The sequence below is a fragment of the Granulicella cerasi genome, from assembly GCF_025685575.1.
In the GTDB taxonomy this organism is placed as follows: domain Bacteria; phylum Acidobacteriota; class Terriglobia; order Terriglobales; family Acidobacteriaceae; genus Granulicella; species Granulicella cerasi.
Genome location: NZ_JAGSYD010000001.1, coordinates 139,615 through 164,295, shown reverse-complemented (window position 1 = coordinate 164,295; position 24,681 = coordinate 139,615). Strand labels below are relative to the sequence as shown.

Genomic DNA, 24,681 nt, shown 5'->3' with positions numbered 1-24,681 from the left:
TCATAAGCCCGCACAGAACCGGGTGCCCCACGTTTTCGATCTTGAGACGTATGTTCGCAGGATGAAGGCGCGCCGGGATTCTCACTCTCCACATCGGCACGAATGCGGCGCAGATGTGCGGCGCCCAAAGGTTGGGGATGCTTGGACTAGAGCTCTGGCGTTGCTGCGAGCAGCTGCTGCGTATATGCCTCCTGCGGCGCTTCGCACACCTGCTGCCACGAACCTTCTTCGACCAGCTTGCCGCGCTGCATCACCGCTACGCGATGGCAGAAGTAACGCACCAGCGGCATCGAGTGAGAGATGAACAGGCACGTGAGTTGGCGTGTGCGCTGCAACTCGCACAGCAGGTTAATCACCTGCGCGCCTACCGAAACATCCAGCGCACTCACAGGCTCGTCGAGCACCAACACTTCGGGTCGCAGAGCCAGTGCGCGAGCGATGTTCACGCGTTGCCGCTGCCCCCCCGAAAACTCATGCGGATAGCGTGCAAGCGCGGAACCATCGAGCCCCACTTCGCGCAGCAACGTTTGCAGCGCGGCATCAAGACTTTCCGCAGGCTTCACGCCATGAATAGCAAACGGTTCGGAGAGGATCTGCCGCACCGTCATGCGCGGATTCAACGCGGCGTACGGGTCCTGGAAGACCATGCCGAGGTCGCGACGTTGCGCACGCATCTCACGCGCGGAGAGCTTCAGCAGATCAAGCGCATGGCCGTCGCGATGCAGAGTGACGCTGCCGCTCGTCGGCTCCACCAGTCGCAGCATCATGCGCGCAACGGTGCTTTTGCCCGAGCCGGACTCGCCGACGAGACCAAGCGTTTCACCGCGATGCAGCGTCAGCGACACGCTGTCGACCACGCGATGCGCGCCGTACTCTTTGGTGAGGTCTTTCGCCTCCAGCAGCACTTCGCTCACGACTTCTTCCCCGGCGCTGCGGTGGAGTGGTCGAGAACGATCTTCCAGCCCTCGGCGGTCTTCTGCCAGATGAGCGAATAGAGGCAGTCGTCGTTCTTGCCGCTTGTGCGTTCGATGTGGCAGTTGCCGATCATCGTAGCGACGTTCGCATCGAGCAGATGCACCTCGACGTTGGAGAAGGTGAGCACGCCGCGCGCTTCGGCGGTGGCGTAGTGCGCTTTGTAGGTCTTCAACATGCCGGCATAACCGCGGCTCACGGTCGACCCCATGAAGATTGTGTCGGGAGAGTTCTTGTACACCGTGGCGAAGCTGTCGAGGTCGCCGCGGTTCCAGTCATCGGCGGAGCGCTGCATCGCCGTGCGAATTGCCTGCTCGTCGGCGCTGGTCTGCGCGTGCAGCAAAGAGCCGCCGAGCATGGGTCCGGCAAGCAGTAGACATGCGGTCAGGCAGGCAGTGCGGATGCGATGCATGGGAACTCTCCTCGTACTTCACGAGACTACAATCGAAGTATGTCTACGCGCCAGATTCACGCTGTCTGCACACACGATTGCCCGGATTCGTGCGGCGTGCTGGTGACGGTGGATGAGCTGACCGGACGGGCGACGAAGGTGCAGGGCGATCCCGCGCATCCTGTGACGCGAGGCTTTCTGTGTGGCAAGGTGGCGCGTTATCTGGAGCGCGTGTATTCGCCCGAGCGGTTGCTCTATCCGATGCGCCGCAAGCGCGGTGTGAAGAAAGGGCCGCTGCCGAAGGGGGAAGAGGCGAACGCCTTCGAGCGCATTTCGTGGGACGAAGCTCTCGACGAGATCACCGCGAAGCTGACGTCGATCGCAGCAGAGCATGGCCCTGAAAGTGTGCTGCCGTATAGCTACGCGGGCACGATCGGCCAGCTCGGATACGCGTCGATGGATCGCCGGTTCTTCCATCGCTTCGGTGCGTCGCAGCTCGATCGCACGATCTGCGCGAGCGCCGGTGCGGAGGCGTTGAATCGCGTGTACGGCACGCGCGTCGGCACGTCTCCACAGGAGTTTGCGAACGCTGGTCTCATCATTGCGTGGGGCGCGAACATTCACGGCAACAACATTCATCTGTGGCCGTTCATCGAGCAGGCACGGCGCGAAGGCGCGAAGCTCGTGGTCATCGATCCGTATCGCACACGCACGGCTGCGCTGGCGGACACGCATCTTGCAGTGAAGCCAGGAAGCGATCTGCTGCTCGCGTTGAGCGTGATGCATGTGCTCTTTCGCGAGGGTCTGCAGGACGAGGCGTATCTCGACGAGTGCGCGCATGGTTGGCGCGAACTGCGCGACCACGCGCTGCGGGCCGAGCACGCTCCAGAGAACGCGGCGACAATCGTGGGCGTCGATGCAAGCGAGATCGAAGCGCTCGCACAGGCCTACGGCAAGGCCGGTCGCGAAGGCCGCAAGCCTGCAGTGATCCGCATGAACTACGGCATTCAGCGCGCGGAGAATGGTGGTCATGCCGCTCGCGCAGTAGCGATGCTGCCGGTGATTACAGGCTCGTGGAAACTGCGTGGCGGTGGCTTGCTGCTTTCGATGAGCGGAGCGTTCGGCTTCAATGGTGCTGCGCTGCAACGGCCTGACCTCATGCAATGCAGCGTGCTTGGCCGCGAAGCGCGCATGATCAACATGAATGAGCTCGGAGATGCGTTGACCACGCTGAACGATCCGCCGGTGAAGGCGATGGTCGTTTACAACTGCAACCCCGCAGCGGTTGCTCCGGACTCGACGAAGGTGTTGGCCGGCATGGGCCGTGAGGATCTTTTCACCGTGGTGCATGAGCAGTTCTTCACGGACTCCACCGACTTCGCGGACATCGTGCTGCCGGCGACGACGTTCCTCGAGCACAAGGAGCTGATGGGGTCGTACGGACATCGCTTGGTGCAGTTGAGTGATGCGGCGATTGCCCCGCTCGGTGAAGCGCGCACGAACGTCTGGCTCTTCGGCCAGCTTGGCTTACGCATGGGCTTTGAGCCGGAGTGGTTTGCGGTGGCGGAAGATGCGCTGATCGATGAGGCGCTCGAAACGCGTCATCCGTGGATGCAGGGCATCACACGCGCGCAGCTTGAAGCAGAGAAGCAGGTGCCGCTGCATTTTCCTGAGACGCTGCCGTGGTCCACGCGTGCCTGGTTTACGCAGACGCCGAGCGGCAAAGCGGAGTTGTTGCCGGTGCCGGTGTGGGTTGCGCCCACGGAGTCTCATGTGACGGCGCAGGCGTATCCGCTACAGTTTTTGCCGCGCAAAGCGGACAACTACATGAACACGACCTTCGCAAATCTCAGCGGGCATCAGCAGATGGAGCGCCGCACCGCGGGCGTGCTGGAGATGCACATGACTGACGCGACCGCACGCAACATTCGCGAGGGAGACGAGGTGCGCGTCTTCAACGAACGTGGTGTGATTCGCTTGATCGCGAAGATCGACGAGCAGGTGAAGAGCGGTGTTTGCGCGGCTCGGCTGGATTGGAACAAGCTGTCGCGCGAGGGTGCTAATGTGAATGCGTTGACGAGTCAGCGGTTGACGGACATCGCTGGCGGCGCGACCTTCTACTCCACGCTGGTGGAAGTGCAGCGGGTATAGTGGTGGCGTCAGGAAACGCAGATCCCCTTTGGGGATGACAAACAAATGAGGCCAGCGATCCTTCGCAAGATGCCTTCAAGAAACCATGAGGATGACTCGAACGATGTCGACACGCCGCCAGTTTCTGCTGCAAGGTGCAGCCGCTTCGCTCCTGTTCACGCGCACCGGATGGGCTGCGGCGACGGACGCCGTCGAGGTCTCCACGCCGCTGGGACGCTTGCGCGGAGAGCGCATGGCGAGCGGCGTTCGCGCGTTTCGCGGAGTGCCTTTTGCGCAGCCGCCGGTAGGGGATGCGCGCTTTCGTGCAGCGTTGCCGATGAAGCCCTGGAGCGGTGTGCGCGATGCCACGCGCTTCGGAGCTGCGTCTCTGCAACCGTATGACCGCGGCATCGCGCAGAGCGAAGACTGCCTCTACCTGAACGTGTGGGCGCCGGAGACGAAGCAGCCCGCGCCGGTGTTCGTGTGGGTGCATGGTGGCGGCTTTACGGGCGGCAACTCGTTCGCGCCGATCTGGGAGGGCGAGCAGTTCGCGCAGGCGGGCATCGTGTGCATCACGGTGGCGTATCGCCTCGGCGCGCTGGGCTTTCTTGATGTGTCCTCGCTGCTGGGCAAGGAGTACGAAGGCAGCGCGAACCACGGCCTCGGCGACGTAGTCGCGGCGCTTGAGTGGGTACAGCAGAACATCGCAGCGTTTGGCGGCGACCCCACGCGGGTTACGCTGGGCGGAGAGAGTGCGGGCGCGAAGCTCACGGATCTTCTGCTCGGCAGCGATGCGCCTGCGTCGTTGTTCTCTCAGGCGATCAGCGAGAGCGGTGGCGCGGACCGCACCTGGACCTCGGCCGATGCCGCGACGTTCGCGCAGGCCTACGGCAAGCTGTGGACGGACAAGACAGGCACACCCGTCACCGCGATGAAGACCGCCGACGCGCGCCAACTCATCGACGTGCAGGACAGCATCGAGAAGAGTTATCCGCGGCATTTTCCGTTCCGCTCCGAGCTGGCCGCGCCGCTCTTCAAGCGCTGGCCGTTGCAGGCGATGCGTGCAGGAACGTCAGCGGGACCTAAGAAGCAACGGCGCTTGTTGCTCGGCACGAACCGCGACGAAAGCGCGCTGTTCCTCGGGCCGCACCCGGAAAAGCCCATCACGTCCGCGAACCTCGGCAATGTGCCGCTGGACGTCTTCAAGCCGATCGAGCAGCGCTATGCCGAGCTCTACCCGGACATGCCGGCGGACCTGCGGCGCATTCGCAGCGTGACGGCGGAGGAGTATTGGATTCCATCACTGCGTGTTGCCGATGCGCATGTGCAGGCTGGCGGAACAGCGTTTGTGTATCGCTTCGACTTTCCGGCGAGCGGACACTTCGCCGGAGAGACGCCCCACGCCAGCGACCTCGGCTATGTGTGGAACCATCTGGGCGGCGCGAAGGAAGGCAACGAGGCGGCGCGCGCGATGGCCGTGCAGATGCATGCGGCGTGGGCCAGCTTCATTCTGGGGCACGAGCCTGCGGCACCGGGCCTGCCTGCGTGGCCGCGTTATAACCTGCAGACGCGTCCGACGATGTTGCTGAACGCGGAGAGTCGCGTGGAGAATGCTCCGCTGGCGCCGGAGTTCGCGCTCTGGAACGGCTTGCTCGAGCAACGCTAACTTTTGACCGCGCGCATAAGAGACTAGCTGCCTGAGGCTGCGCGACAGCGGCCTCACCGCATCCCACTGCGAGAGACGCGACGCGATCGCGCGCAGGAGGATGCAGTGCCGAGCAATTTGTACACACTTCAGGACCCCACCAAGCAGTACCCCACACCGAAGTTTCAGAAGCAGCCGCAGCGCGTGCCAGGGCTCGACAAGAAGTTGAAGCCGCTTGCCGACCACGGCGAGGAAAGCTATCACGGCTCCGGTCGACTGAAGGGCCGCAAGGCGCTCGTGACCGGCGGCGACAGCGGCATCGGTCGCGCAGTGGCGATTGCGTTCGCGCGCGAGGGCGCAGATGTGGTCATCAACTATCTGCCCAGCGAAGAGGCGGATGCGAAGGAAGTGATCGCGCTCATCAAGGCAGCGGGCCGCAAGGCGTATGCGATGCCCGGCGATCTGCGCAAAGAGAAGTTTGCGCGCGATCTCGTGAAGAAGGCGGCGAAGAAGCTCGGTGGACTCGATATCTACGCTGCGGTCGCGGGCCATCAACATGCCGTGGAGAAGATCGCGGACCTGAAGACGAAGCAGATCGAAGAGACCTTTGAAACGAATGTCTATGCGCTGATCTGGACGACGCAGGAAGCGCTGAAGCTGATGCCGAAGGGTGGTTCGATCATCACCACGGCTTCGATTCAGGCGACGCATCCGTCGCCGTCACTGCTGGATTACGCGCCGACGAAGGCTGCGATTCTCGCGTTCACGCGTGCGCTGGCGCGGCAGGTGGCGCCGGATGGGATTCGCGTGAACTGCGTGGCTCCCGGCCCGGTGTGGACGCCGCTGCAGGTGACCGGCGGGCAGCCACAGAAGAAGATTCCGGAGTTTGGTGCGGAGACGCCGATGGGCCGCGCAGGCCAGCCGGTAGAGATGTCTCCTCTGTACGTGCTGCTCGCTTCGCAGGAGTCGAGCTATGTGACCGGTGAGGTCTACGGCGCGACAGGTGGGCTGGAAGTCGGTTGAGAGTTGAGGATCCTTCCAGATGTCAGTGTCACGGTATGTCAGTGTGTCAGTGACGATGGCTGGACTGGCAAAACAGAGAGCCAGAGTTCGGATATCCAGAGTGCTAGAAGGACTAAGCTGGATTTATGGCAAGGATCGACAAATGGCTGTGGGCGGCGCGGTTTTTCAAAACGCGTGCGCTCGCAGCCAAAGCTTGTGAGTTGAGCCGCGTGCGCTCGAATGGCGCGCTGGCAAAGGCCGCGCGCGAGGTGCGTGTCGGCGATCGGTTGAACGTGACGACCGAAGGCGGACTGTTCGAGGTCGAGGTGCTCGTGCTGAGTGAAGTGCGCGGTCCGGCGTCGGTAGCCCAGACACTCTATCGTGAGTTTGACGAAAGCAAGGAGGCGCGCCTGAAACTCGCTGCAGAGAAGAAGGCCTTCGCGCAGTTCGAGGAGCTTCCGGTGGAGAAGCCGACGGGGCGCGATCGTCGCATGTTGAGCCGCCTGCGGGGGCGTGGCTAGACCGCCTGCGCGTACTCGTAGACCCAGGCTTGTTCGGGTTGGCCGCTGGTGAGCAGCACGGTGACCTGCTTACGAATGAAGAGGCTGTTGTCATGCGCGTCAGGCATGAAGCCTTCGTACTCGTCGAGCGCAGCGAAGAGCGCATCGTTGGGAACTCGGAAGAGCGCGCCTTCCACCGCTTCAGCTTTCGCGTCGAGAATGAGCGCGGGGTAGTGTTGGAAGCGGTAAATCCTTGCTCGTAGCGTGGCCCTGCCTGCTGGAACGAGTTGCTCGACAATGTCTCGCATCTCTGCGGGAGCGCGGTCGGGGTGCAGTGTGCCGTAGACGAAGATCAGGTCAAGCATGGGTGGCCTTCCGCCGACGGTCACGCGGCAGCGAACGACAGCGCGTCCTCGCGCGTGTGCCCGAGTGACGATTTCTCAGGTGGAGTGAAGTCTACGCCAGTCCGGTGGACTGTGCCTGCTCGTGTGCATGGTAGCTGGAGCGCACGAGCGGGCCGGACTCGACGTGGCGGAAGCCCATACCGAGCGCCTCATGCTTGAGGAATGCGAACTCGTCTGGCGTGTAGAAGCGCGCCATCGGCAGGTGGTCGCGCGAGGGGCGCAGATACTGGCCGACGGTGAGGATGTCGACCTTGCGGTCAGCGAGGTCGCGGAAGACCGCAAGCAGCTCGTGCATCTCTTCGCCCATGCCGACGATGATGCCGGTCTTGGTGACGATCGGGCCTTCGGGGTGTTCGCTCGATTCCTTCTTCGCCATATCGAGGAAGTTCAGCGACTTCTCGTAGCGGCCGCCGGATTTGGCGACGCGATAGAGGCGCGGCACGGTCTCGATGTTGTGGTTCAGGATCTCGGGGCGCGCGTTGACGACGAGGCGGCGCGCTTCGTCCACGCCCTGGAAGTCGGGCGTGAGCACTTCCACCTGGCAACCGGGTGCCTGGCGGCGAATCTCGTTGATGACATTGACGAACGCCGTCGCAGCGCCGATGTTGTCATCGTCGCGGTTCACACTGGTGATGACGGCGTGCTTCAGGCCGAGAGCAGCGACGGCGTAGGCAACGCGCTCCGGCTCGCTGTGGTCGATCGGTTCGGGGCGGCCCTTGGGCACCGCGCAGAAGCCGCAGCGGCGCGTGCAGAGGTTGCCGAGCATCATGAAGGTCGCGGTCTTGTGGTTCCAGCACTCGCCGATGTTGGGGCAGTGGGCGCTCTCGCAAACGGTGTGCAGATTCAGCTCGCGGGCCAGCTTCTTCAGCGAGTGAAAGGTCTCGCCCATGGGGGCGCGGGCCTTCAACCACTCAGGCTTTGGCGTAGGCTTACGCGGCGAGAGGTCGATCTGCACGAGTTCGGAGGTAACCAGCGACATCGTTGTTTATTGTACGGCTTTCGCTACGTGGTGCGCTCGCGCACGTCGGTGCGGATGAGGTAGAGGAAGAAGCAGAGCTCCAGCAGCGCGGGGATCATGAAGCGCGGGTCGTGCGTGTGCGTGGTCAGGTAGATGTCCTTGAGCGACATGCAGAGGCAGCCGCCGGTGACGAGCGCCCAGCCCCAGCGCTTCATGCGCAACAGGCCTAGTACGCCGACGAGCAGGAGCGTGCAGAGGATCAGCAGGCCGACCTTCGAAGCGGAGGAGTCGAAGTGGCGGTGCATGATCGCAAAGCCCATCATCATCGCGTAGAAGAGCAGGAAGATCGCGATGGCGGCCATGCCGGGCAGGATGGCTTTGCGGACATGGAACTGGTGTTTCGGTTGTTCTGTACTCATCGATTTCTATTGTAGAAGCGCGGCTTAGAGCGTGTGCAGGTACTTGAGCACGTCGGCGAGCTCTTGATCGTCGAGCGGCTGTGCGGGCATCATGCCGCGGCCGTGGAGGATCGTCGCGGACATGCGTTCGTCGTTGGCGGGCGCGCCCGAAGGCAGGTACTGCTTCTTCGTCACGCCGAGCAGCGGCGGGCCGACGAGCTTGCCGTCGGTGCGATCGCGGTGGCATTGCGCGCAGTGCGCCTGGAAGACCGCGTAGCCGTGGGCTTCTTCGGTCGTAAGCTGCTCGATGGGCTTGGGCGGCGGGGTGCTCTTGCAGCCGGTGGTAGCGAAGAGCAGCGTCGCGCCAAGCGCGGCAGAGAAAATGCGTGCAGAAATCATGCTGCATTCAGCGTAGCAGCGCGAAAAGGCTGAAACTCAGACAGAAAAATGGGCCGGTCCGAAAACCGGCCCTTAGACATTGAGTACTTCGATAGACGCCGATGGAGGAATCGGGGATTACGTGTGCGGAATGTGAGGCGCGGCGTGCGCGATATGGCGTGACACGACGCAAAACTTCTGCGGCCCTAACGTCTATATCCTTGAAAGGAGTTTTGGGCCCCTAAGGGCATGGACCATAAATTGCGAGGTTTGATTGTTTCTCACCCTTCTGCAAATGGCTGTGATCCTGGTCGTTACGATGTTGTTCGGCAAGCTAGCGAACCGCTTTGGCCAGTCACGCGTAATCGGAGAGATCATCGGCGGCATTGTGCTGGGACCGTCGGTGCTGGGACATCTATTTCCCGGGCTGGCAGCGGCGTTGTTCCCCGCAGTCTCGCTTCATGCGTTGGAGATCCTCTCGAACATCGGGCTGGTGCTCTATCTCTTCCTGGTCGGGCTTGAGCTGGACACGAAGCATCTTCGTCAGCAGAAGGGCGTAGCCTTTGCGACGAGCCTCACGAGCATCCTGATGCCGTTCCTGGCGGCGGTATTGTTGGCGCATCCGCTGAAGACGCGCTTTGCGCCGCCGACGGTGCATCGCTGGCCGTTCATCCTTTTCCTCGGCATCGCCATGAGCATCACCGCGTTCCCGGTGCTGGCGCGCATTCTCGACGAACGCAAGCTGACGACGACGCCGCTGGGCACGACGGCGATTCTCTGCGCCGCGTTCGACGATGTGGTGGCGTGGATGCTGCTCGCCGTCACGCTGACACTGATGAACACCAAGCAGACGGGAACCCCGCTGTGGGTGCGGTTTGCGAGCCTCATCGCGTATCTCGTCTTCATGTTTGCGATCGTGCGGCCGCTCTGTGGCTGGATCGTGAAGCGCATGAAGAAGCGCGAGCTGACGTATGAAATCTTCGTGCTGGCGATTGCCTGCCTGCTGCTCTCTTCTGCGCTGACGGACTGGGCCGGCGTGCATCCGCTCTTCGGTGCTTTCGTCGCAGGTGTCTGCTTCCCGCGCCTGAAGGAGTGGCAGACGGCGACGCGCGAGAAGATCGAGATGCTCACTTCCGCGCTGCTGCTGCCGCTGTTCTTCGCCATCACGGGCCTGAAGACGCGACTCGATCTGCTGAACTCGTGGAACACCTGGTCGTGGGCGTTGCTGATTCTTGCAGCGGCGATCGGCGGCAAGATCGGCGGCGCGGTGCTGGCCGCACGCTGGTCCGGCGAGGACTGGCGCAGCTCGCTGGGTCTGGGCGCGCTGCTGAACACGCGCGGCCTGGTGGAGTTGGTTGTGCTCAACATCGCCTACAACGCAGGCGCGTTTTCGCCGACGCTGTTCACCATGCTGGTGCTGATGGCGCTGATCACCACGATGTGCACGACGCCTCTTCTGAACCTGCTGCACATCGGCGTTCGTCACGGCAGCAGCGAAGCTGCTGTCGAGGCGGACTCTGTGGCTGGCGCGCCTGCATAACGCTTGGTGCACACTCTCGATGAAGAGCCACACGTAGCAAGGATGCTAGACAACAGGCACAGCCAATAGAAGAAGCCCGGCGGAGATCGCCGGGCTTCTTGATGTGGGTGGTGCTTGCTTACTTGGCTGTGTCCTTGAAGACCTGCTCGGCGTAGAAGTTCTGCACCTTCGACTGGTCGCGGAGCATTTCAAAGTAAGCGCTCTTCAGCAGCTGCGAGCGCGAGTCGTGAAGCTGCTGGCGGATGGCCTGCTGCACACGCGGGTCTCCGAGTTCGCGCTGACCTGCGGACTCCTTCGCAATCAGCTTGTAGATCGCGTAGCCTGCGGGCTTCATCGACTTCGCATCGAGCATCGTGAGGATCTCGGTGGTCTCGCCGGCCTTCAGCTTCATGATCGCGTTGTAGGTCGCGGGGTCGCCCTTCATCTGCGACTCGGGAACGAAGCCCATGTCGCCGCCGTTGGGCGCGGTGTCGGGGCGCTCGGAGAAGTTGACCGCCAGCGAGCCGAAGTCTTCACCGGCATCGATGCGCGTCTTGATCGCCTGAATCTTACGACGTGCTTCGTCTTCGCTCGAGGCCTTCGAGTTCTGCAGGTTGCCGCTCTGCGCTGCGCCCTGTGCGGTCACCTGGATCTGTGCGAGGTGGTACTGGTTCTCGAGCAGGTTGTACTCGGCCTTGTGCGCGGCATAGTAGGTCGAAACCTCGCCGTCGGTCACTGTGATCTTGGAGTTGATCTCCTTGTTCAGCAGCTTGTCGATGGTGAGCGAGCGACGCAGGTCATGCTTCACGTCGTCGAGCGTACGGTTGGAGGCCTTGAGGCGCGCCTGGAACTGCTCCTCGGTGTAAGGGGCCTTCATCTCCGCAAGCTTCGCGTCGACTTCAGCATCCGTCGCGGTGAGGTTCAGCTTCGCCGCGCGCTGCTCGACGATCTCTTCAACGATGAGCTCGTGCAGAATGTTCAGCTTCAGCGACTCAGCCTGATCGGCGGAGGGGTTCTGCTGCTGCGGGTTCGACGCAAGCTGCGCGTCGTAGATCTTATCCATGTCGGTCTGCAGGATGGGCTTGCCATTCACCGTAGCGACAACACCGTCGCTGGGGCCCTTCTTGCATCCGGCAAAGAGAGCGAGCGAAGTAACGAGGACGACCGAGGTGGTGCGAAGAAATTTGCGCATGGGAGAAAAAAGTGTCCAGCGGCTTGGGCGGATTTGGGAGCGCCGTTGCCTGCAAACAGTCTACAGGAGTGGAGCTTTTCGACCGGGAATCAAGTTCGCTTACTTCCAACAGGTGTCTTATCGTTCCTGTGCCCTGTCGCCGCTTACTCGTACTTGAGCGTGGTTACCGGGTCCAGACGGGCAGCGCGCTCGGCGGGCAGGGTGCCGAAGATAACGCCGACCAGAATGCTCGTGCAGAGAGCGATGACCGCAGGCCAGGGCGACTGCGGAATCGTGTAGTCCGTGAGCAAGCCGACGCTCAGCGGAAGCGCGAGGCCGATCACCGTGCCCACCACGCCGCCCGCCAGCGACATGAAGATGCTTTCCGTGAGGAACTGCAGGCGGATTTCGTTCGAGGTCGCGCCGAGCGCCTTGCGGATGCCGATTTCGCGGATGCGCGACTGCACGTTCGCCAGCATGGAGTTCATGATGCCCACGCCCGAGACGACCAGCGTGATCGCCGAGGCGAGCGTCAGCACGATCGTCAGCATGGTGGCGATGCTGCCCATGACGGTGAGCACCTGCGTCAGCGTAAACGCGACGTAGACCGAGGTGGGGCGATGGCGCTTCTTGATGACGCTCAGAATCTTGTTCGCGGCCGGCTCGACGTCCGACGCGTTCGGCACGGAGAAGAAGATCTGCTTCAGCGTGTCGGTGCCGGTGAAGTAGCGCGCGACGGCGTAGGGAATCAGGATGGTGGAGTCCGAAACTTCGCTCATGCCGAAGGTTTCGATGCTTTCCTTGAAGACCCCGATGATGGTGAAGGGGATGCCCGAGAAGGTGATGGTGTGGCCGATGGCCGCGCTCGACGAACCGTACATCTTCTCGGCGAGCGACTTCACGATGACGGCGACCTTGGCGTGCGTGGCCTCGTCCTGATCGTCGAAGAAGCGGCCGGAGATGGTCTTGAGGTTCCGTACCTCTTTGTACTGAGAGCTGACGCCGAGCAGCATCGCGTCTTGCGCGAGGCCGTTGCCGAGCGAGACGCGATCGTGGATCTCAAGCATCGGCGAGCTGGCCGTGATGCCCGGCACCTGATCGAGCACCGCAGTCATATCTTCGCGGGTCATCAGGTCGGGCGTGGCCACGTTGTTCGGGCCGGCGACGGTGCCGCCGTTGTACTGCATCTCCACCATGTTCGGGCCGATGGAGGCGATCATGTTCAGCGCGTACTGCCGACCGGTAAGGCCGAGCGTCGCCACGAGAATGACCGAGGCCGAGCCGATGACCATGCCGAGCATCGTCAGCAGGAAGCGGACCTTGCTGGCGAGAAAGCTGTCATACGCAAGTCGCAGCGTCTCGCGGAAGGCGACGGTGGTGCGTGCGCTGGCAAGGGTACGTTCGAAGGTGTCGGTGACGGGCGGCATTTCGTGTGCAGAGAACAGTATCGCAGGCTCTTGCCGATAGATGCGAGAGGAGGGCCTGTGGTCGCGGAAAGTTTCTCGCAGCGCAGCGGCGGATGTGCGCGAAACCCGCGTGGTTCGCGCCCGCAAGCCTGCTGCCAGCGCTGTGTGGCGCATGGTAGATTGGTGCACCGATGATCGAGATTTCTGACACGAACCGAAGCGACGCGCGGGGGCCACAACCGGCCCCGGACGCAGGCGCTCGGCGTGTCTTCGTCTTTGCAGGCTTCGTGCTGGACCCGGCGAATCGGCTGCTGCTCCGCGAAGGGCAGCAGGTCACGCTGCCGGGGCGCGCGTTTGATCTGCTGGTTTGCCTGGTCAGCCGGCCCGGCGAGCTTTGGACGAAGGAAGAGCTGCTGGCGCAGGTGTGGGAGGGCTCGTTCGTCGAAGAGTCGAACCTGACGGTGGCGGTGTCGACGCTTCGTCGCGCCCTCGGCGAGGCCCCGCAGGAGCGGAAGCTGATTCAGACGGTCGCGCGGCAGGGATATCGCTTCGTCGCCGAGGTGAGCGAGGAAGAGCGCGCGCCGCGCCGACCGCAGACCCCTCCGACTCCCGTAGAAGAGCCGGTTGTCGCGCAAGTGGTGGCCCATGACCCCTTTGCGGCTGAACAGACGGCAGCGCCAACGGTTCCGCCCGCTGCGGTCGTTCCCGCGCGCTCAGAGCTGCGCTGGCCTCTGCTGATCACCTATGTGTTTCTTTTAGCAGGGCTTGCGGGCGGGGCCTGGTGGCTCCTGGCGCCGCGTACGCCGCTGCGATCGCTGGCGGTGCTGCCGGTGTCGAGCGACGGCCGTGGGCCGGATGAGATCGCTCGCCTGGGCGTGACGGACGCGTTGGTGCAGCGGTTGGAAGGGCAGCTGATCGTGCGACCGACCTCGGCGGTGCTCCGGTACTCCGTGCCGGGAGCGCCCGATGCGGTCGCCGCCGGGCGCGAGCAGTCGGTGGATGCTGTGCTTGCCGGAACGGTTTCGGCGGATGGCCCTCAATATAGGTTGCGGCTGCGGTTGATCCGCACACGCGACGGGTTGACGTTGTGGCAGGACAGCTTCCGCGGCGCTTCGCTGGCGGAGACCGAGTCGCTGGCTGGCGCGGCGGTGGCGCATGAGCTGCATCATCTCGGGACCACGGCTCCTCCGAAGGCCGAGCCCACGCCGGACACGGCGCGCGCGCAGGCGAACAACCCGGCGTGGCAGCTCTATCAGCGGGGGCGCTACTTCTGGAACCTCCGCACCCCCGACGGCCTGCACCGCGCGACCGGACTCTTTCGCCAGGCGATCGACGCCGATCCGAACTTTGCCCCGGCTTACAGCGGTTTGGCGGACTCTTACGCGCTTTTAGCGAGTTTTTCGGTGGAACCGGGGTCGCAGGCCAACGCGGACGCCCGGTCGGCGGCGCTGTCGGCGATCCAGCTTGACCCCAAACTTGCCGAGCCGCACGCGTCGCTCGGCATGATCCTCTTCTTCACAGACTGGAACCTGACCGGGGCAGAGCGCGAGTTCGCCAAATCAATGGAGCTGAACCCGAACTACGCGACGGCGCACCACTGGTACGCGCTGGACCTGGCGGCGATGGGGCGGTTTCCGCAGGCGCTCTATGAGGTGCGACTGGCGCAGAAGCTCGACCCGCTTTCGTTGATCATCGGCACGAACGTGGGTTGGATCGAGTACCTTTCGCGCGACAACGCCGCTGCCCGGCAGGAGCTCGGCAAGGTGCTGGAGATGGACCCCAACTTCGTCCGCGCGCACACACGGCTGGGCATGGTGGAGTTGACCGGCGGCAGCCCAACGCTGGCTGTGGCGGAGTTCCGCAAGGCACTCGCGGTGGACGCTCATCCTGACCCCTACGTCGAGGGCCTGCTGGGAGACGCGTTGGCGGCTTCGGGCGATAAGTCCTCTGCGGAGAAGGTGTTAGCTGACCTTCGCACGCGCGGGGAGGGCTCGTATGTGCCACCCATCAGCCGCGCGCTGGTGCTGATCGGCCTCGGTCGCAAGGCGGAGGCGATGGCGGAGCTTTCGCGAGCTGCCGACGACCACTCGACCTCGATGGTGTACCTGCGGGTAGACCCGACGCTCGACGCTCTGCGCGGCGAGCCGGGGTTCGCGGCGCTGGCGGGTCGGCTGAAGTAGGCGGTTCGTTTCCGGGTAGCAGCCAGCTCTCAGTGATTCAGCTCCCGGTTTTGGGATTTGAGTTGTGAGCTACGAGTTGTGAGTTCCGAGTTCTTCCTCTCTCCATTGGTCATTCTGAGCGCGGCGAGATAGCCGGGTGCCCCACATCTGCGCTTCATGCAGATATGGGAGAGCGGGAATGCCTGTCTGTCCGACGCATCCTGCAAACCCACATCTCAAAAATCGAGATGTGGGGCACCCGTCCGTGGTGTGGCGAGATTTTGGCACCCGTTCGTGGTGAGGCGAGATTTGGGCGCCTGTTCGTGGTGAGGCGAGATGCTGGGCGTCTGTTCGCGGCGACTCGAAACAGCCGCGAAGTGGGTGAGAGGACTGGCCGAATGGTCATAAGTCACCTAGAATCAGCATTTATTTTTTCTTCGGAACTCTTTTGAGACAGTTGTTTCGCGTCGCTCCTAGGATTCGCCAGTTTCCTTGCTGCTCCGTTTATCGGCCGCAGGCAAGAACGAAAAGGATCGACGCCTGTGCCTGTGACCGCTTCTTCCGAACCTACTCTTGTGTCGCCCTCGACGCTGCCGACTGACGTTCATGCCACGACCGCTGTGAAGCCGGAGCCGTGGTTCGGAGCCTTTCTAGCCGGCCTCTCTGGCTGGACGCTCGACGCCTTCGACTTCTTTTTAGTGGTGCTTTCGCTCACGGCGATCGGCCGCGAGTTCCACCAGGACGTGAAGCACATGATCATGGCCTCGTCGGCCACGCTGCTGCTCCGTCCGATTGGCGCGTTCCTCTTCGGCGGCATCTCGGACCGCTATGGCCGCAAGCTGCCGCTGGTCATCAACCTCTGCCTCTTCTCGGTGGTGGAGATGATGACCGGCTTCGCGCATACGTTTACGCAGTTCATCGTCATCCGCGCGCTCTTCGGTGTGGTGATGGGCGGGCAGTGGGGCATCGGCGTCTCGCTGGCGATGGAGAAGGTGCCGACGCGCTATCGCGGCGTGCTGAGCGGCCTGCTGCAGCAGGGCTATGCCATCGGCTTCCTGCTCGCGGCGGCGGCGTACTTCTTCCTGCCGCAGACGCATGGCTGGCGTCCACTGTTTTTTGTGGGCAGCCTCCCGGCGCTGGCCTCGGCGCTCTTTGTGGCGCTGCGGGTGAAGGAGTCGAAGACGTGGCAGCAGAACCGCTCGGGGAGCTTCGGCGATCTGGGCCGTGCGGTGGCTTCGCACTGGAAGCTGCTGGTCTACTTCACGCTCTTCATGATGGCGATGCACATGAGCTCGCACGGCACGCAGGACATGTACCCGACCTTCCTCGAGAAGGACTGGGGCATCGTGGGCAAGCAAAAGGCGGCGCTCTCGGCGATTTCGATGGTGGGCGCGATTCTCGGCGGGCTGTCGATCGGTTGGATTTCGGACCGCGTGGGCCGCAAGCGCGCGATGATTGGCGCGCTGGTCGGCGGCATCGTGATGGTGCCGCTGTGGTCGCATGCGCACACGCTGCCGCTGCTGGTGCTGGGCGCGGTGCTGATGCAGTTCTGTGTGCAGGGCGCGTGGGGAGTGGTGCCGGCGCATGTGGCGGAGCTGAGCCCGGACAGCGTGCGCGGCACGTTGCCCGGGCTGGGCAACCAGATCGGTGTGGCGCTTTCGGGCGCGGTCACGGTGTTTGAGGCGGCGTTTGCCACGAAGGGCCGCAGCTACGCGACCTCGATGGCGATGACGGCGGCGGCGGTCTTTGCGCTGGCCATTCTGATGGTGTTTGTGGGGCGCGAACGGCGCTCGGTTGAGCTGGGTAAGTAAGAGGAAAGCATCATGCGGATGAAGCTGTTTCACGGAATTTGGATTGTGTTTCTCCTTCTGCTGGGCGGCGCGGCGATTGCGACCGCGCAGACCACCGGCACGATCTCGGGCGTAGTGACGGATGCAGGCGGCGGACGCCTGACGAAGGTGCTCGTCACGGCGCGCGACACCTCCACGGGTGAGTCGCGCACGGCCACGACGAACGCTGCGGGTGAGTACAGCTTTCCGGCGCTGCGTCCTGCGGACTATGAGCTGAAGTTTGCGCTCGAAGGCTTCGCCACCTCGACCGAGGTGACGACGCTGAACGTGACCGAACACATCGCCGTAGATGCGAAGCTGCAGCTTTCGAGCGTGGCGACGACGGTGGATGTCAGCTCGGCCGAGCCGATGCTGCAGACGGAGTCGGTAACGCAGGGCCGCGTGATCGACGGTCAGGCCGTGGAAGAGCTGCCGCTGGCGACCAACAACTTCACGCAGTTGCTGGGTCTGTCGCCGGGCGTGGTGGGTGAGTTGAACGATGCGACCGCGCTGGGCCGCGGTACGCAGAACATCAACGCCAACGGCGCGCGCACCAGCTCGAACTCCATCTATATCGACGGCATCGACGCGGTGAACGTACACGTGAACTCGGCGGGCAATAACGCGTTTGCGTCGAATGGCACGATCATTCCTCCTCCGGCCGCGATTCAGGAGTTCAAGGTGCAGACTGCGCTGTTTGAAGCGGCGACGGGGCGCTCGGGCGGATCGAACATCTTCCTCATCACGCGCACGGGCGGCAACGCGATTCACGGCCAGGTGTATGAGTACTTCCGCAACACGATGTTCAACGCGAACAACTGGTTCTTCAACAACCTCGGCCAGCGCAAGCCGAAGCTGAACCAGAACCAGTTCGGCGGCGCGATCGGCGGACCGTTTATCAAGGACAAGCTTTTCGGCTTCTTCGCGTATCAGGGCACGCGACAGGTGAATGGCTATGCGGGCACGACGACGATTGCGATTCCGAACCTGCCGACGAACCGCTCGGTCACCTCGCTTGGCCTCTTCGGCAACTCGCTGGGCGCGACCTCGCATAGCGGGCCGTCGATCCTTGCCGATGGCTCGAACATCAACCCTGCAGCGTTGAAGCTGCTGCAGTTGAAGTTTGCGAACGGCAACTATGTTGTGCCTTCGCCGAACGGATCGGCAACGAACACGAATGTGAACTATGCCGTGTCGGTGCCGTCGATCTTCAATGAAGACGAGTACTCCGGCAGCATGACGTATCGCTGGCGCGATAAGGACACGGCGGCGTTTCACACGGTGATCGCCGAGCAGCCGCAGTTTCAGTCGCTGCCTTCGACGCGTTCGGTGCCGGGCTTCGGCTTGAATCAGCTCTTCAAGAGCCGCCTCTACTCGGTGAGCGAGACGCATGTCTTCTCGCCGAACGTCGTGAACGAGTTCCGCATGGGTATGTCGCGCCTGCTGGGGCACACGGGCTTTGAAAATCAGATTCCGCTGAGCGCCATTGGCATGACGCGTTTCAATGCCGGTGACTTTCCGAACATTCCGCTCATCGAGCTTTCGAACTCGTATGAGTTCGGCTACAGCGTGAACGCCGACCAGGCGGACACCGAGAACACATGGCAGTACTTCGACAACGTGAACTGGTTGAAGGGCAAGCACGCGATGAACTTCGGCTTCGAGATGCGTCGCTATCAGGACAACTACTTCTCGAATAATCGTATGAACGGTTCCATCGACGTGATCTCGATGCAGAACCTGATGCTCGGCCGCAATGGCCAGTCGGTGGCCGCGGGCGGTAACGGCACGGGCTACTCGGACAACTACACCTACTCGGTGGCGTCGGGCGTGGTGCAGCGTTATGACCGCATCCGCGACATCGCGCTCTTCGCGCAGGATGCGTACAAGCCGACCTCGCGTCTGAGCATCAACATCGGCCTGCGCTGGGAGTACATCGGTTTGCCGGTGGACATCTTCGGTCGCAACGGTGCGTTCGATCCACGCCGCTACGTGGCTCCGCCCGCGGGTGGTGTGACCTCGATGGGCTTCGTGCAGGAAGGCAATGCGGTGAATGCGGTGCCGGGCATTGCGAAGGTCTCCAATACGCTGACCGACACGGTGGGCAAGTTGAACCTCGGGCCGCGCATCGGTGCCATCTATCGCTTGAACGATCAGATGGTGCTGCGTGCGGGCTATGGCTTGTTCTATGACCGTCTGTCGAACCAGCTTGGCTTGCTGGAGTCGTTGTCGGTGCCGAACTACGTGCGCGCCGACGGGAAGAACTCGTCGGGCCAGAGCGGCAAGACGCCGCAGACGCCCATCAACATCAACTCGAGCTTCGACAATCCGTTCCCCACGCTGCCGCAGCGTTCGCAGTTCCCGATTCTGCCCCAGGTAGCCGCGTACTCGTCGTCGGGCACGGCGACCGCGCCGCTGTCGATCAACAACATTGATCCGCAGATCAAGACGCCGTACTACCAGCAGTTCGGTGTGAACATCCAGACGCAGATCACGCCGGCGATGATGCTCGAGGTGGGCTATGTCGGCACGCTCGGCCGTCATCTGCCGGTGGAGACGGAGCTAAACCAGGCACAGCTTGCGAGCGCTTCGAATCCCATCAACGGCACGACGGTGAATACCGGCGATCCGCAGCAGCGCGCGCCGTATCAGGGCTTCAGCATTCCGGGCTTCCTGTATCTGCAGACGCGCATGACGTCGAACTACAACTCGTTGCAGACGACACTGAACTACAAGAAGGGCCGCACCAACTTCATGGTGACGAACACCTTCGGCAAGTCGATGGACACGAGCTCGGGTACGGCCGATGGTTCGGTCTTCAACAACTTCGATGGCGACCAGACGAACCCGCGCCAGGCATACGGGCCTTCGGACTTCGATCGCACGGACCGCATCTCGGCACGCTGGTCGTACAGCATTCCCACGCTGCCGATTCATGGCTGGGCGCGCGGCATCTTCCGCGGCTATGACCTTTCGGGAACAGGTGTGTATCAGACCGGCAAGCCGATCGATATCACCGACAGCTCGGGTGCTTCGCAGTACGGCACGGACACGAGCCGCGCTAGCTGGGTGGCTGGTGCGAACGCCAACACCGCTCGCCGCTATGGCCGCACACAAGATCGCCTGACCGCGTACTTCAACAACGGCACACTGACCAACGTTCCCGCGGCCTTCACGACCGCAGGCACGAGCTACGGCACGGTGAGTCGCAACGTACTGCGCGGACCGAGTAACGCGAACGTCGATCTCTCGCTGGGCAAGCGGACGCGGCTCTTCGCGGGCACGGCGCTGGATCTCCGCCTGCAGGCGTTCAACGTCTTCAATCACCCGAACTTCGCGAACCCCGCAGGCAACGTGAGCGGATCGAACTTCGGAGCGATCCTGAGCACCGTCGGCAACCCGCGCCTGCTGCAGCTTGTCGCGAAGGTCCAGTTCTAAGTCGGCAATTTCGACCACAGCGTTTCACGGTTTTTGTTTTTAAGGATGACTCTCATGGCGAACTTCAGCCAGGCCAAATCGCTTCTCTCGATCGCACTCCTTGCATGCGGCTTCGCGACTCATGCGCAAACGCAGCCCAGCGCCGTGCCCGTTCCTTTCACGAGCGCGGCTGCGGGTTTTGGCACGTCTACCACCACGGCGGTGTGTACCGGCGCGATAGCCAGCACCGACGGCTCCGCGCTCGGTGATGGCTGCCCTGCGACGCAGGCGAAGCTGAACGCTGCGCAAGGTGCTGCGGTCGATAAGTACGGCAACATCTACTTTGCGGACTACGGCAACAAGCAGGTGCGCGTTGTGTACAACGGCGGCACGCAGCTTGCGGCGGCGATCAAGGCCGCGAACAGCGGCTACGTGACGCCGCTCGCGAGTGCGCCTTCGCCGACGCCTGTGGCGGGCAATGTGTACACGCTTGCAGGTGTGGGCGTAGGGACGTCCACTGCGTATCCCACGTTTACCGTGCTGAACGTAAGCGGCTTGCCGTGTGCGAACTACGCTGCGAGTGGCCAGCCCACGGCGTTGGATACGCTCGGCGATGGTTGCCCGGGTGCGTCAGCGCCTGTGGCCGCGCGCGATGTGAAGGTCGATGCCGATGGCAACCTCTTCCTCGCGGATTACTCGAACGGCCGCATCCGCGTCTTCTGCGTGAACTGCGCGGTGACGACGTCAGCGGCGAAGCTCATCACCACGGAGAACCCGACTGTGACCGCGCCCGCGAACGGTGCGATGTACACCATCGCAGGTTTTGCGAATGGCTATCGTGATGCGCAACCGGGGTACACCACTGCAGCGAATTCGAGCACAACGGCTGCGCAGGCGATCGCGCTGCTGCGTTCGCCAACGGGTGTTGCGATCTCCTCGAGCGATGATGTGTTCATTGCCGACAACCTGAACAACGCCGTGCGCGTGCTCTACAACGGTGGAAGCGCTGCAAAGGCGATTCTCGTTGCGCAAGGTACGGCCTCACCCGTGGTCGGCTATGTGTACACGATCGCTGGTGCAGGATGCGTTTCTGCGGCAACAAACAAGACGGGTTCGGTGTCGAGCGCGAATGCCTGCCTGACGACGGCAGGCAGCGATACCGCAGCGCTCGGCAATGCAGTCGGTACGGGTCCGGTGTGGAGCGTGTATCTCGACGCGAACAGCAACGTCTTTTACACCGACGCGACGAACCAGCGCATCAAGGTGATCTATGGCGGCGTAGCCAATCCCACGGCCGTGAGCGGCACGCTGCAGGCGGGCTATACCTACAGCTTCGCAGGCCAGGGAACGGGTCTCGCCGGTGCGCAGAATGGCGTAGCTCCGAGCGCGCTGGTGTTGAGCTCTGCGCAGAGCATCGGCGGCGATACTGCGGGCAACGTCTTCTTCTTCGACTACGGCACCAGCTATCTCTACGAGGTGTACGCGGAGACCGGTATCGCCGCGATCCTCGGCGGCAACGGTGCGATTGCGACCGCGGCTGCGAACGCAACTTGCAGCGGCGGCACGACCGGCCCTGTGATGACGGACGCCTACTACGACGGTTGCCCTGCCACGCAGGCGAAGCTGTCCAGCCCTCGCGGTCCCGTAGTAGCAGACGCTTCCGGCAACCTGTACTTCGGCGATGCGATCAGCTACGTCGTGCGCAAGTTCGCCTACAACACTACGTTCCCGGCGACCGGAGTGGGCAGCACAAGCGCTGCGCAGCCGTATGCGTTCACCTTCCTCGGCGTGAACACGTTGCTGGCCTCGTCGTTTCCGGTGAGCGACTTTGCAGAGGCAACGGGTAGCACCTGCTCTTCGACGCTTGCGGTAGTTGCAGGCTCGACGTGCGTGGAGAATGTGAGCTTCAAGCCGACAGCTGCAGCGCTACGCCAGGGCGCGGTACGCGTGAATGCTTCGGCCGGTACGCTCGGTTCGCTGGTCATCAGCGGAGTGGGCACCGGCGCGGCGCTCGCGGTGGATCCCGGCACGCAGACGACGATCGGCTCAGGCTACAGCGTGAACGCGGTGGCGACGGATGCCGCCGGCGCGGTGTACTTCACCGATGCGACGACGAAGTCTGCGCTGCGCGCTGTGGGCTCTACGGTGACGACGCTTGCGACGGGCTTCAATAATCCGCAGGGCATCGCGGCGGATGGTGCGGGCAATGTCTTCATTGCAGACGCAGGCGCAAACACGATCACCGAGATTCCGGCCGTTGGCACAAAGTTCACCCTGTCCGCAACGGTGAGCAGCCCGCGTCAGCTTGCGATTGCGGCTGATGGCACTTTGCTCGTTGCGGACTCCGGCAACAATCGCATCGCTTCCTTCGCTCCCGGTTCAAACGTTGCGCGCACCGTCGGCTTCACAGGCTTGAGCACGCCGACCGGTGTAGCGGTGGGTGCTGACGGTACGATCTACGCCACGAGCGGCAGTGCGGTGCAGCAGCTCACCACGGCGGGCGTGCAAAGTACGCGCGCCACTTTGACAGCTACGGCGATTGCAGTGGACGCGGCGAACAATCTCTACTCGACGGCGAACACCACCGCGACAGAGACGACTGCAGCTTCGCAGAGCTTCACGCTCTACACAGGCACCACCGTTCGCGGCATCGCGCTCGACAGCACGGGCAATGTATACCTTGCAGACAGCGGCGCAACGGGTGTCGTGAAGTCCGCGCGCACGTCGGGCTACTACAAATTCAACACCAGCCCCGCTACGACGACGCTCGAGCTCACGAGCATCGGCTCGGCGCCGGTGAGCACGACAAGCTACACCGTGACAAACACGAGCGACTTCACGGTTTCGCCTGCGACTACGAACGGTTGCAGCGGCGCGCTGGCGAGCGGCAACTCCTGCGCGTTGAGTGCGGCCTTCTCGCAGGTATCGACGGGCGTGCCGACCGACACTGTTTCCTTCACGGCGACGGTGACGAACGGCTCGCCGTACTTCACGCTGACCGCCGCGACGGCCACCCCGGCCATCGTTGTGACGGCCGCGCCGACCTCGGTCGTGTACGGCAACAGCGTAACGCTGAAGGCGCTTGTGTACGGCCCGAACAACACAGGCGGCACGGTGACGTTCTACGCAGGAGGCGTGAAGCTGACGACGGCTACGTCCGACGCGAACGCTTCGGCGTCGTACACCTACACGCCCGCGGTGGGCAGCTACTCCATCACGGCGGACTACACACCGAGTGGATCGACGACCGCGACGGTAGTCACGACCACTGCCGCGACCTTCACGGTGACGCAGGCCACGCCGACCACCTCGCTGAGCGTGACGCCCACGACGGGCTTTGCTACGAGCACCTACACCGCGACCGTGACCGTGTCCTCGACGGCGGGAACGCCCTCGGGCACTGTCACCTTCCTGTTGGGATCAACGCAGCTTGCGACCGGCACGCTCGACAGCACCGGCAAGGCCACGGGCACATTCACGAACCTGCCCGCAGGCACGAACTGCATCACCGCGAAGTATGCGGGCAGCACGAACTTCGCAAGCGTAACGAGTGCATGTGCGAACGTCACCGTCGTGACGCAGGTGACGCCGACGATCGCGCTCACCGTGTCACCGACGACGGGCTACCCCACGACGAGCTACACGGCTGTCGCCACGTTGACCGCGTCGGTGGGCACTCCGACGGGATCGGTCGTCTTCTACTCCGGCACCACGAGCCTCGGCCCGGCGGTGGCGGTGAACTCTTCCGGTATCGCCACGTCGACCTTCACGGGCCTGGCCTCCGGCACCAACTGCATCACCGCGGTCTTCACTTCGGCGACGACCAACTATGCCAGCGTGACGAGCACGTGCAGCAACGTGACCGTCGCTGCAGGCTTCAGCGTCACGCCTGCGAGCACCGCGTTGGCGTTCCCCTCGGCCAACTATCAGCAGGCGCAGACGCAGTTGAATATCGTCACGGGTGGTCGCATGGACACGCTCACCTTCGCGTGCAACGGGCTGCCGTCGAAGCTGCAATGCTCGTTCTCCCCGGCAAGCGTGAAGCTTGCTGGCGACAGCTCCACGGTGCAGGTGCAGATGCTTGTGGCGAACTCAGGTGCGAAGTATGCGAGCGTCGATCGCAGGCCGCTGACCTCGTCGAGACGTGCGCTGGAGCTGGCTTCACTGCCTGCGTTGGCGCTGCTGATCTTCGGTCTGCGTCGTCGTCGTGCAGCGCTGCCGATGCTGGCGATGCTGTTGCTTGGCATCGTGGGCGCGGGCGCGCTCACAGGCTGCTCAGGGCAAGACCCCACGACCCTGCAGCAGGGCTCTGGTACCTATAACTTCAGCGTGAACGTGTACTCGGGTACGACGACACTGCAGACGATCAACTTTACGTTGACGATTCCGTAAGATCGCATTG

The 24,681-nt window shown here is 63.1% G+C and carries 17 protein-coding genes; 9 read left to right on the top strand and 8 right to left on the bottom strand.

Going from position 1 to position 24,681, the window contains the following annotated elements; all coding sequences use genetic code 11:
- Positions 1-146: 146 nt before the first annotated feature.
- Both OHL11_RS00615 and OHL11_RS00610 read right to left on the bottom strand, forming a co-directional pair.
- A complete protein-coding gene (locus OHL11_RS00615; RefSeq protein ID WP_263369533.1) occupies positions 147-914 on the bottom strand; it encodes an ATP-binding cassette domain-containing protein in 768 nt (255 codons plus the stop codon).
- Positions 911-1,384: a YybH family protein gene (locus tag OHL11_RS00610; RefSeq protein ID WP_263369532.1), complete on the bottom strand. Its 474-nt coding sequence runs from the start codon at positions 1,382-1,384 to the stop codon at positions 911-913. The genes OHL11_RS00615 and OHL11_RS00610 overlap by 4 nt, the downstream gene beginning before the upstream one ends.
- A 39-nt stretch (positions 1,385-1,423) precedes the next feature.
- Here OHL11_RS00610 and OHL11_RS00605 point away from each other — a divergent pair, with 39 nt between their 5' ends.
- The 4 genes from OHL11_RS00605 (at position 1,424) to OHL11_RS00590 (ending at position 6,661) form a co-directional block, all read left to right on the top strand.
- Positions 1,424-3,514 (top strand): molybdopterin-containing oxidoreductase family protein, encoded by a 2,091-nt coding sequence (locus OHL11_RS00605; RefSeq protein ID WP_263369531.1) that lies wholly within the window; start codon positions 1,424-1,426, stop codon positions 3,512-3,514.
- Between the two features lie 103 nt (positions 3,515-3,617).
- Positions 3,618-5,159 (top strand): carboxylesterase/lipase family protein, encoded by a 1,542-nt coding sequence (locus tag OHL11_RS00600; RefSeq protein WP_263369530.1) that lies wholly within the window; start codon positions 3,618-3,620, stop codon positions 5,157-5,159.
- Between the two features lie 105 nt (positions 5,160-5,264).
- Positions 5,265-6,161, top strand: coding sequence for an SDR family oxidoreductase (locus tag OHL11_RS00595; protein WP_317890605.1), 897 nt, complete (start codon positions 5,265-5,267; stop codon positions 6,159-6,161).
- Between the two features lie 125 nt (positions 6,162-6,286).
- On the top strand, positions 6,287-6,661 hold the full coding sequence (locus OHL11_RS00590) for an RNA-binding S4 domain-containing protein (protein WP_263369529.1): 375 nt from the start codon (positions 6,287-6,289) through the stop codon (positions 6,659-6,661).
- Here OHL11_RS00590 and OHL11_RS00585 read toward each other — a convergent pair.
- From OHL11_RS00585 to OHL11_RS00570, 4 genes are all read right to left on the bottom strand, one after another.
- On the bottom strand, positions 6,658-7,005 hold the full coding sequence (locus OHL11_RS00585; protein ID WP_263369528.1) for a gamma-glutamylcyclotransferase family protein: 348 nt from the start codon (positions 7,003-7,005) through the stop codon (positions 6,658-6,660). The genes OHL11_RS00590 and OHL11_RS00585 overlap by 4 nt on opposite strands.
- Positions 7,006-7,096: 91 nt before the next feature.
- Positions 7,097-8,023 (bottom strand): lipoyl synthase, encoded by a 927-nt coding sequence (lipA, locus tag OHL11_RS00580; protein WP_263369527.1) that lies wholly within the window; start codon positions 8,021-8,023, stop codon positions 7,097-7,099.
- Positions 8,024-8,046: 23 nt separating this feature from the next.
- Positions 8,047-8,421, bottom strand: coding sequence for a hypothetical protein (locus OHL11_RS00575; protein ID WP_263369526.1), 375 nt, complete (start codon positions 8,419-8,421; stop codon positions 8,047-8,049).
- A 24-nt stretch (positions 8,422-8,445) separates the two neighbouring features.
- A complete protein-coding gene (locus OHL11_RS00570) occupies positions 8,446-8,799 on the bottom strand; it encodes a c-type cytochrome (protein WP_263369525.1) in 354 nt (117 codons plus the stop codon).
- Between the two features lie 274 nt (positions 8,800-9,073).
- Here OHL11_RS00570 and OHL11_RS00565 point away from each other — a divergent pair, with 274 nt between their 5' ends.
- Positions 9,074-10,318: a cation:proton antiporter domain-containing protein gene (locus OHL11_RS00565; protein ID WP_263369524.1), complete on the top strand. Its 1,245-nt coding sequence runs from the start codon at positions 9,074-9,076 to the stop codon at positions 10,316-10,318.
- 118 nt (positions 10,319-10,436) lie between these two features.
- Here OHL11_RS00565 and OHL11_RS00560 read toward each other — a convergent pair whose 3' ends face one another.
- A complete protein-coding gene (locus OHL11_RS00560) occupies positions 10,437-11,489 on the bottom strand; it encodes a SurA N-terminal domain-containing protein (protein WP_263369523.1) in 1,053 nt (350 codons plus the stop codon).
- A gap of 143 nt (positions 11,490-11,632) precedes the next feature.
- Complete coding sequence (locus tag OHL11_RS00555) at positions 11,633-12,895, bottom strand: ABC transporter permease (RefSeq protein WP_263369522.1); 1,263 nt, start codon at positions 12,893-12,895, stop codon at positions 11,633-11,635.
- Between the two features lie 170 nt (positions 12,896-13,065).
- Between OHL11_RS00555 and OHL11_RS00550 the strand changes: the two genes are divergently transcribed.
- The 4 genes from OHL11_RS00550 (at position 13,066) to OHL11_RS00535 (ending at position 24,671) form a co-directional block, all read left to right on the top strand.
- Positions 13,066-15,054, top strand: coding sequence for a winged helix-turn-helix domain-containing protein (locus OHL11_RS00550; RefSeq protein WP_263369521.1), 1,989 nt, complete (start codon positions 13,066-13,068; stop codon positions 15,052-15,054).
- Positions 15,055-15,575: 521 nt separating this feature from the next.
- Positions 15,576-16,844 carry an MFS transporter gene (locus tag OHL11_RS00545; RefSeq protein ID WP_263369520.1) on the top strand — a complete coding sequence of 423 codons (1,269 nt, stop codon included), beginning with the start codon at positions 15,576-15,578 and terminating at the stop codon, positions 16,842-16,844.
- Positions 16,845-16,889: 45 nt separating this feature from the next.
- Complete coding sequence (locus OHL11_RS00540; RefSeq protein WP_263369519.1) at positions 16,890-20,300, top strand: TonB-dependent receptor; 3,411 nt, start codon at positions 16,890-16,892, stop codon at positions 20,298-20,300.
- Between the two features lie 54 nt (positions 20,301-20,354).
- Positions 20,355-24,671 (top strand): Ig-like domain repeat protein, encoded by a 4,317-nt coding sequence (locus OHL11_RS00535; protein WP_263369518.1) that lies wholly within the window; start codon positions 20,355-20,357, stop codon positions 24,669-24,671.
- The last annotated feature ends 10 nt before the right edge of the window (positions 24,672-24,681 follow it).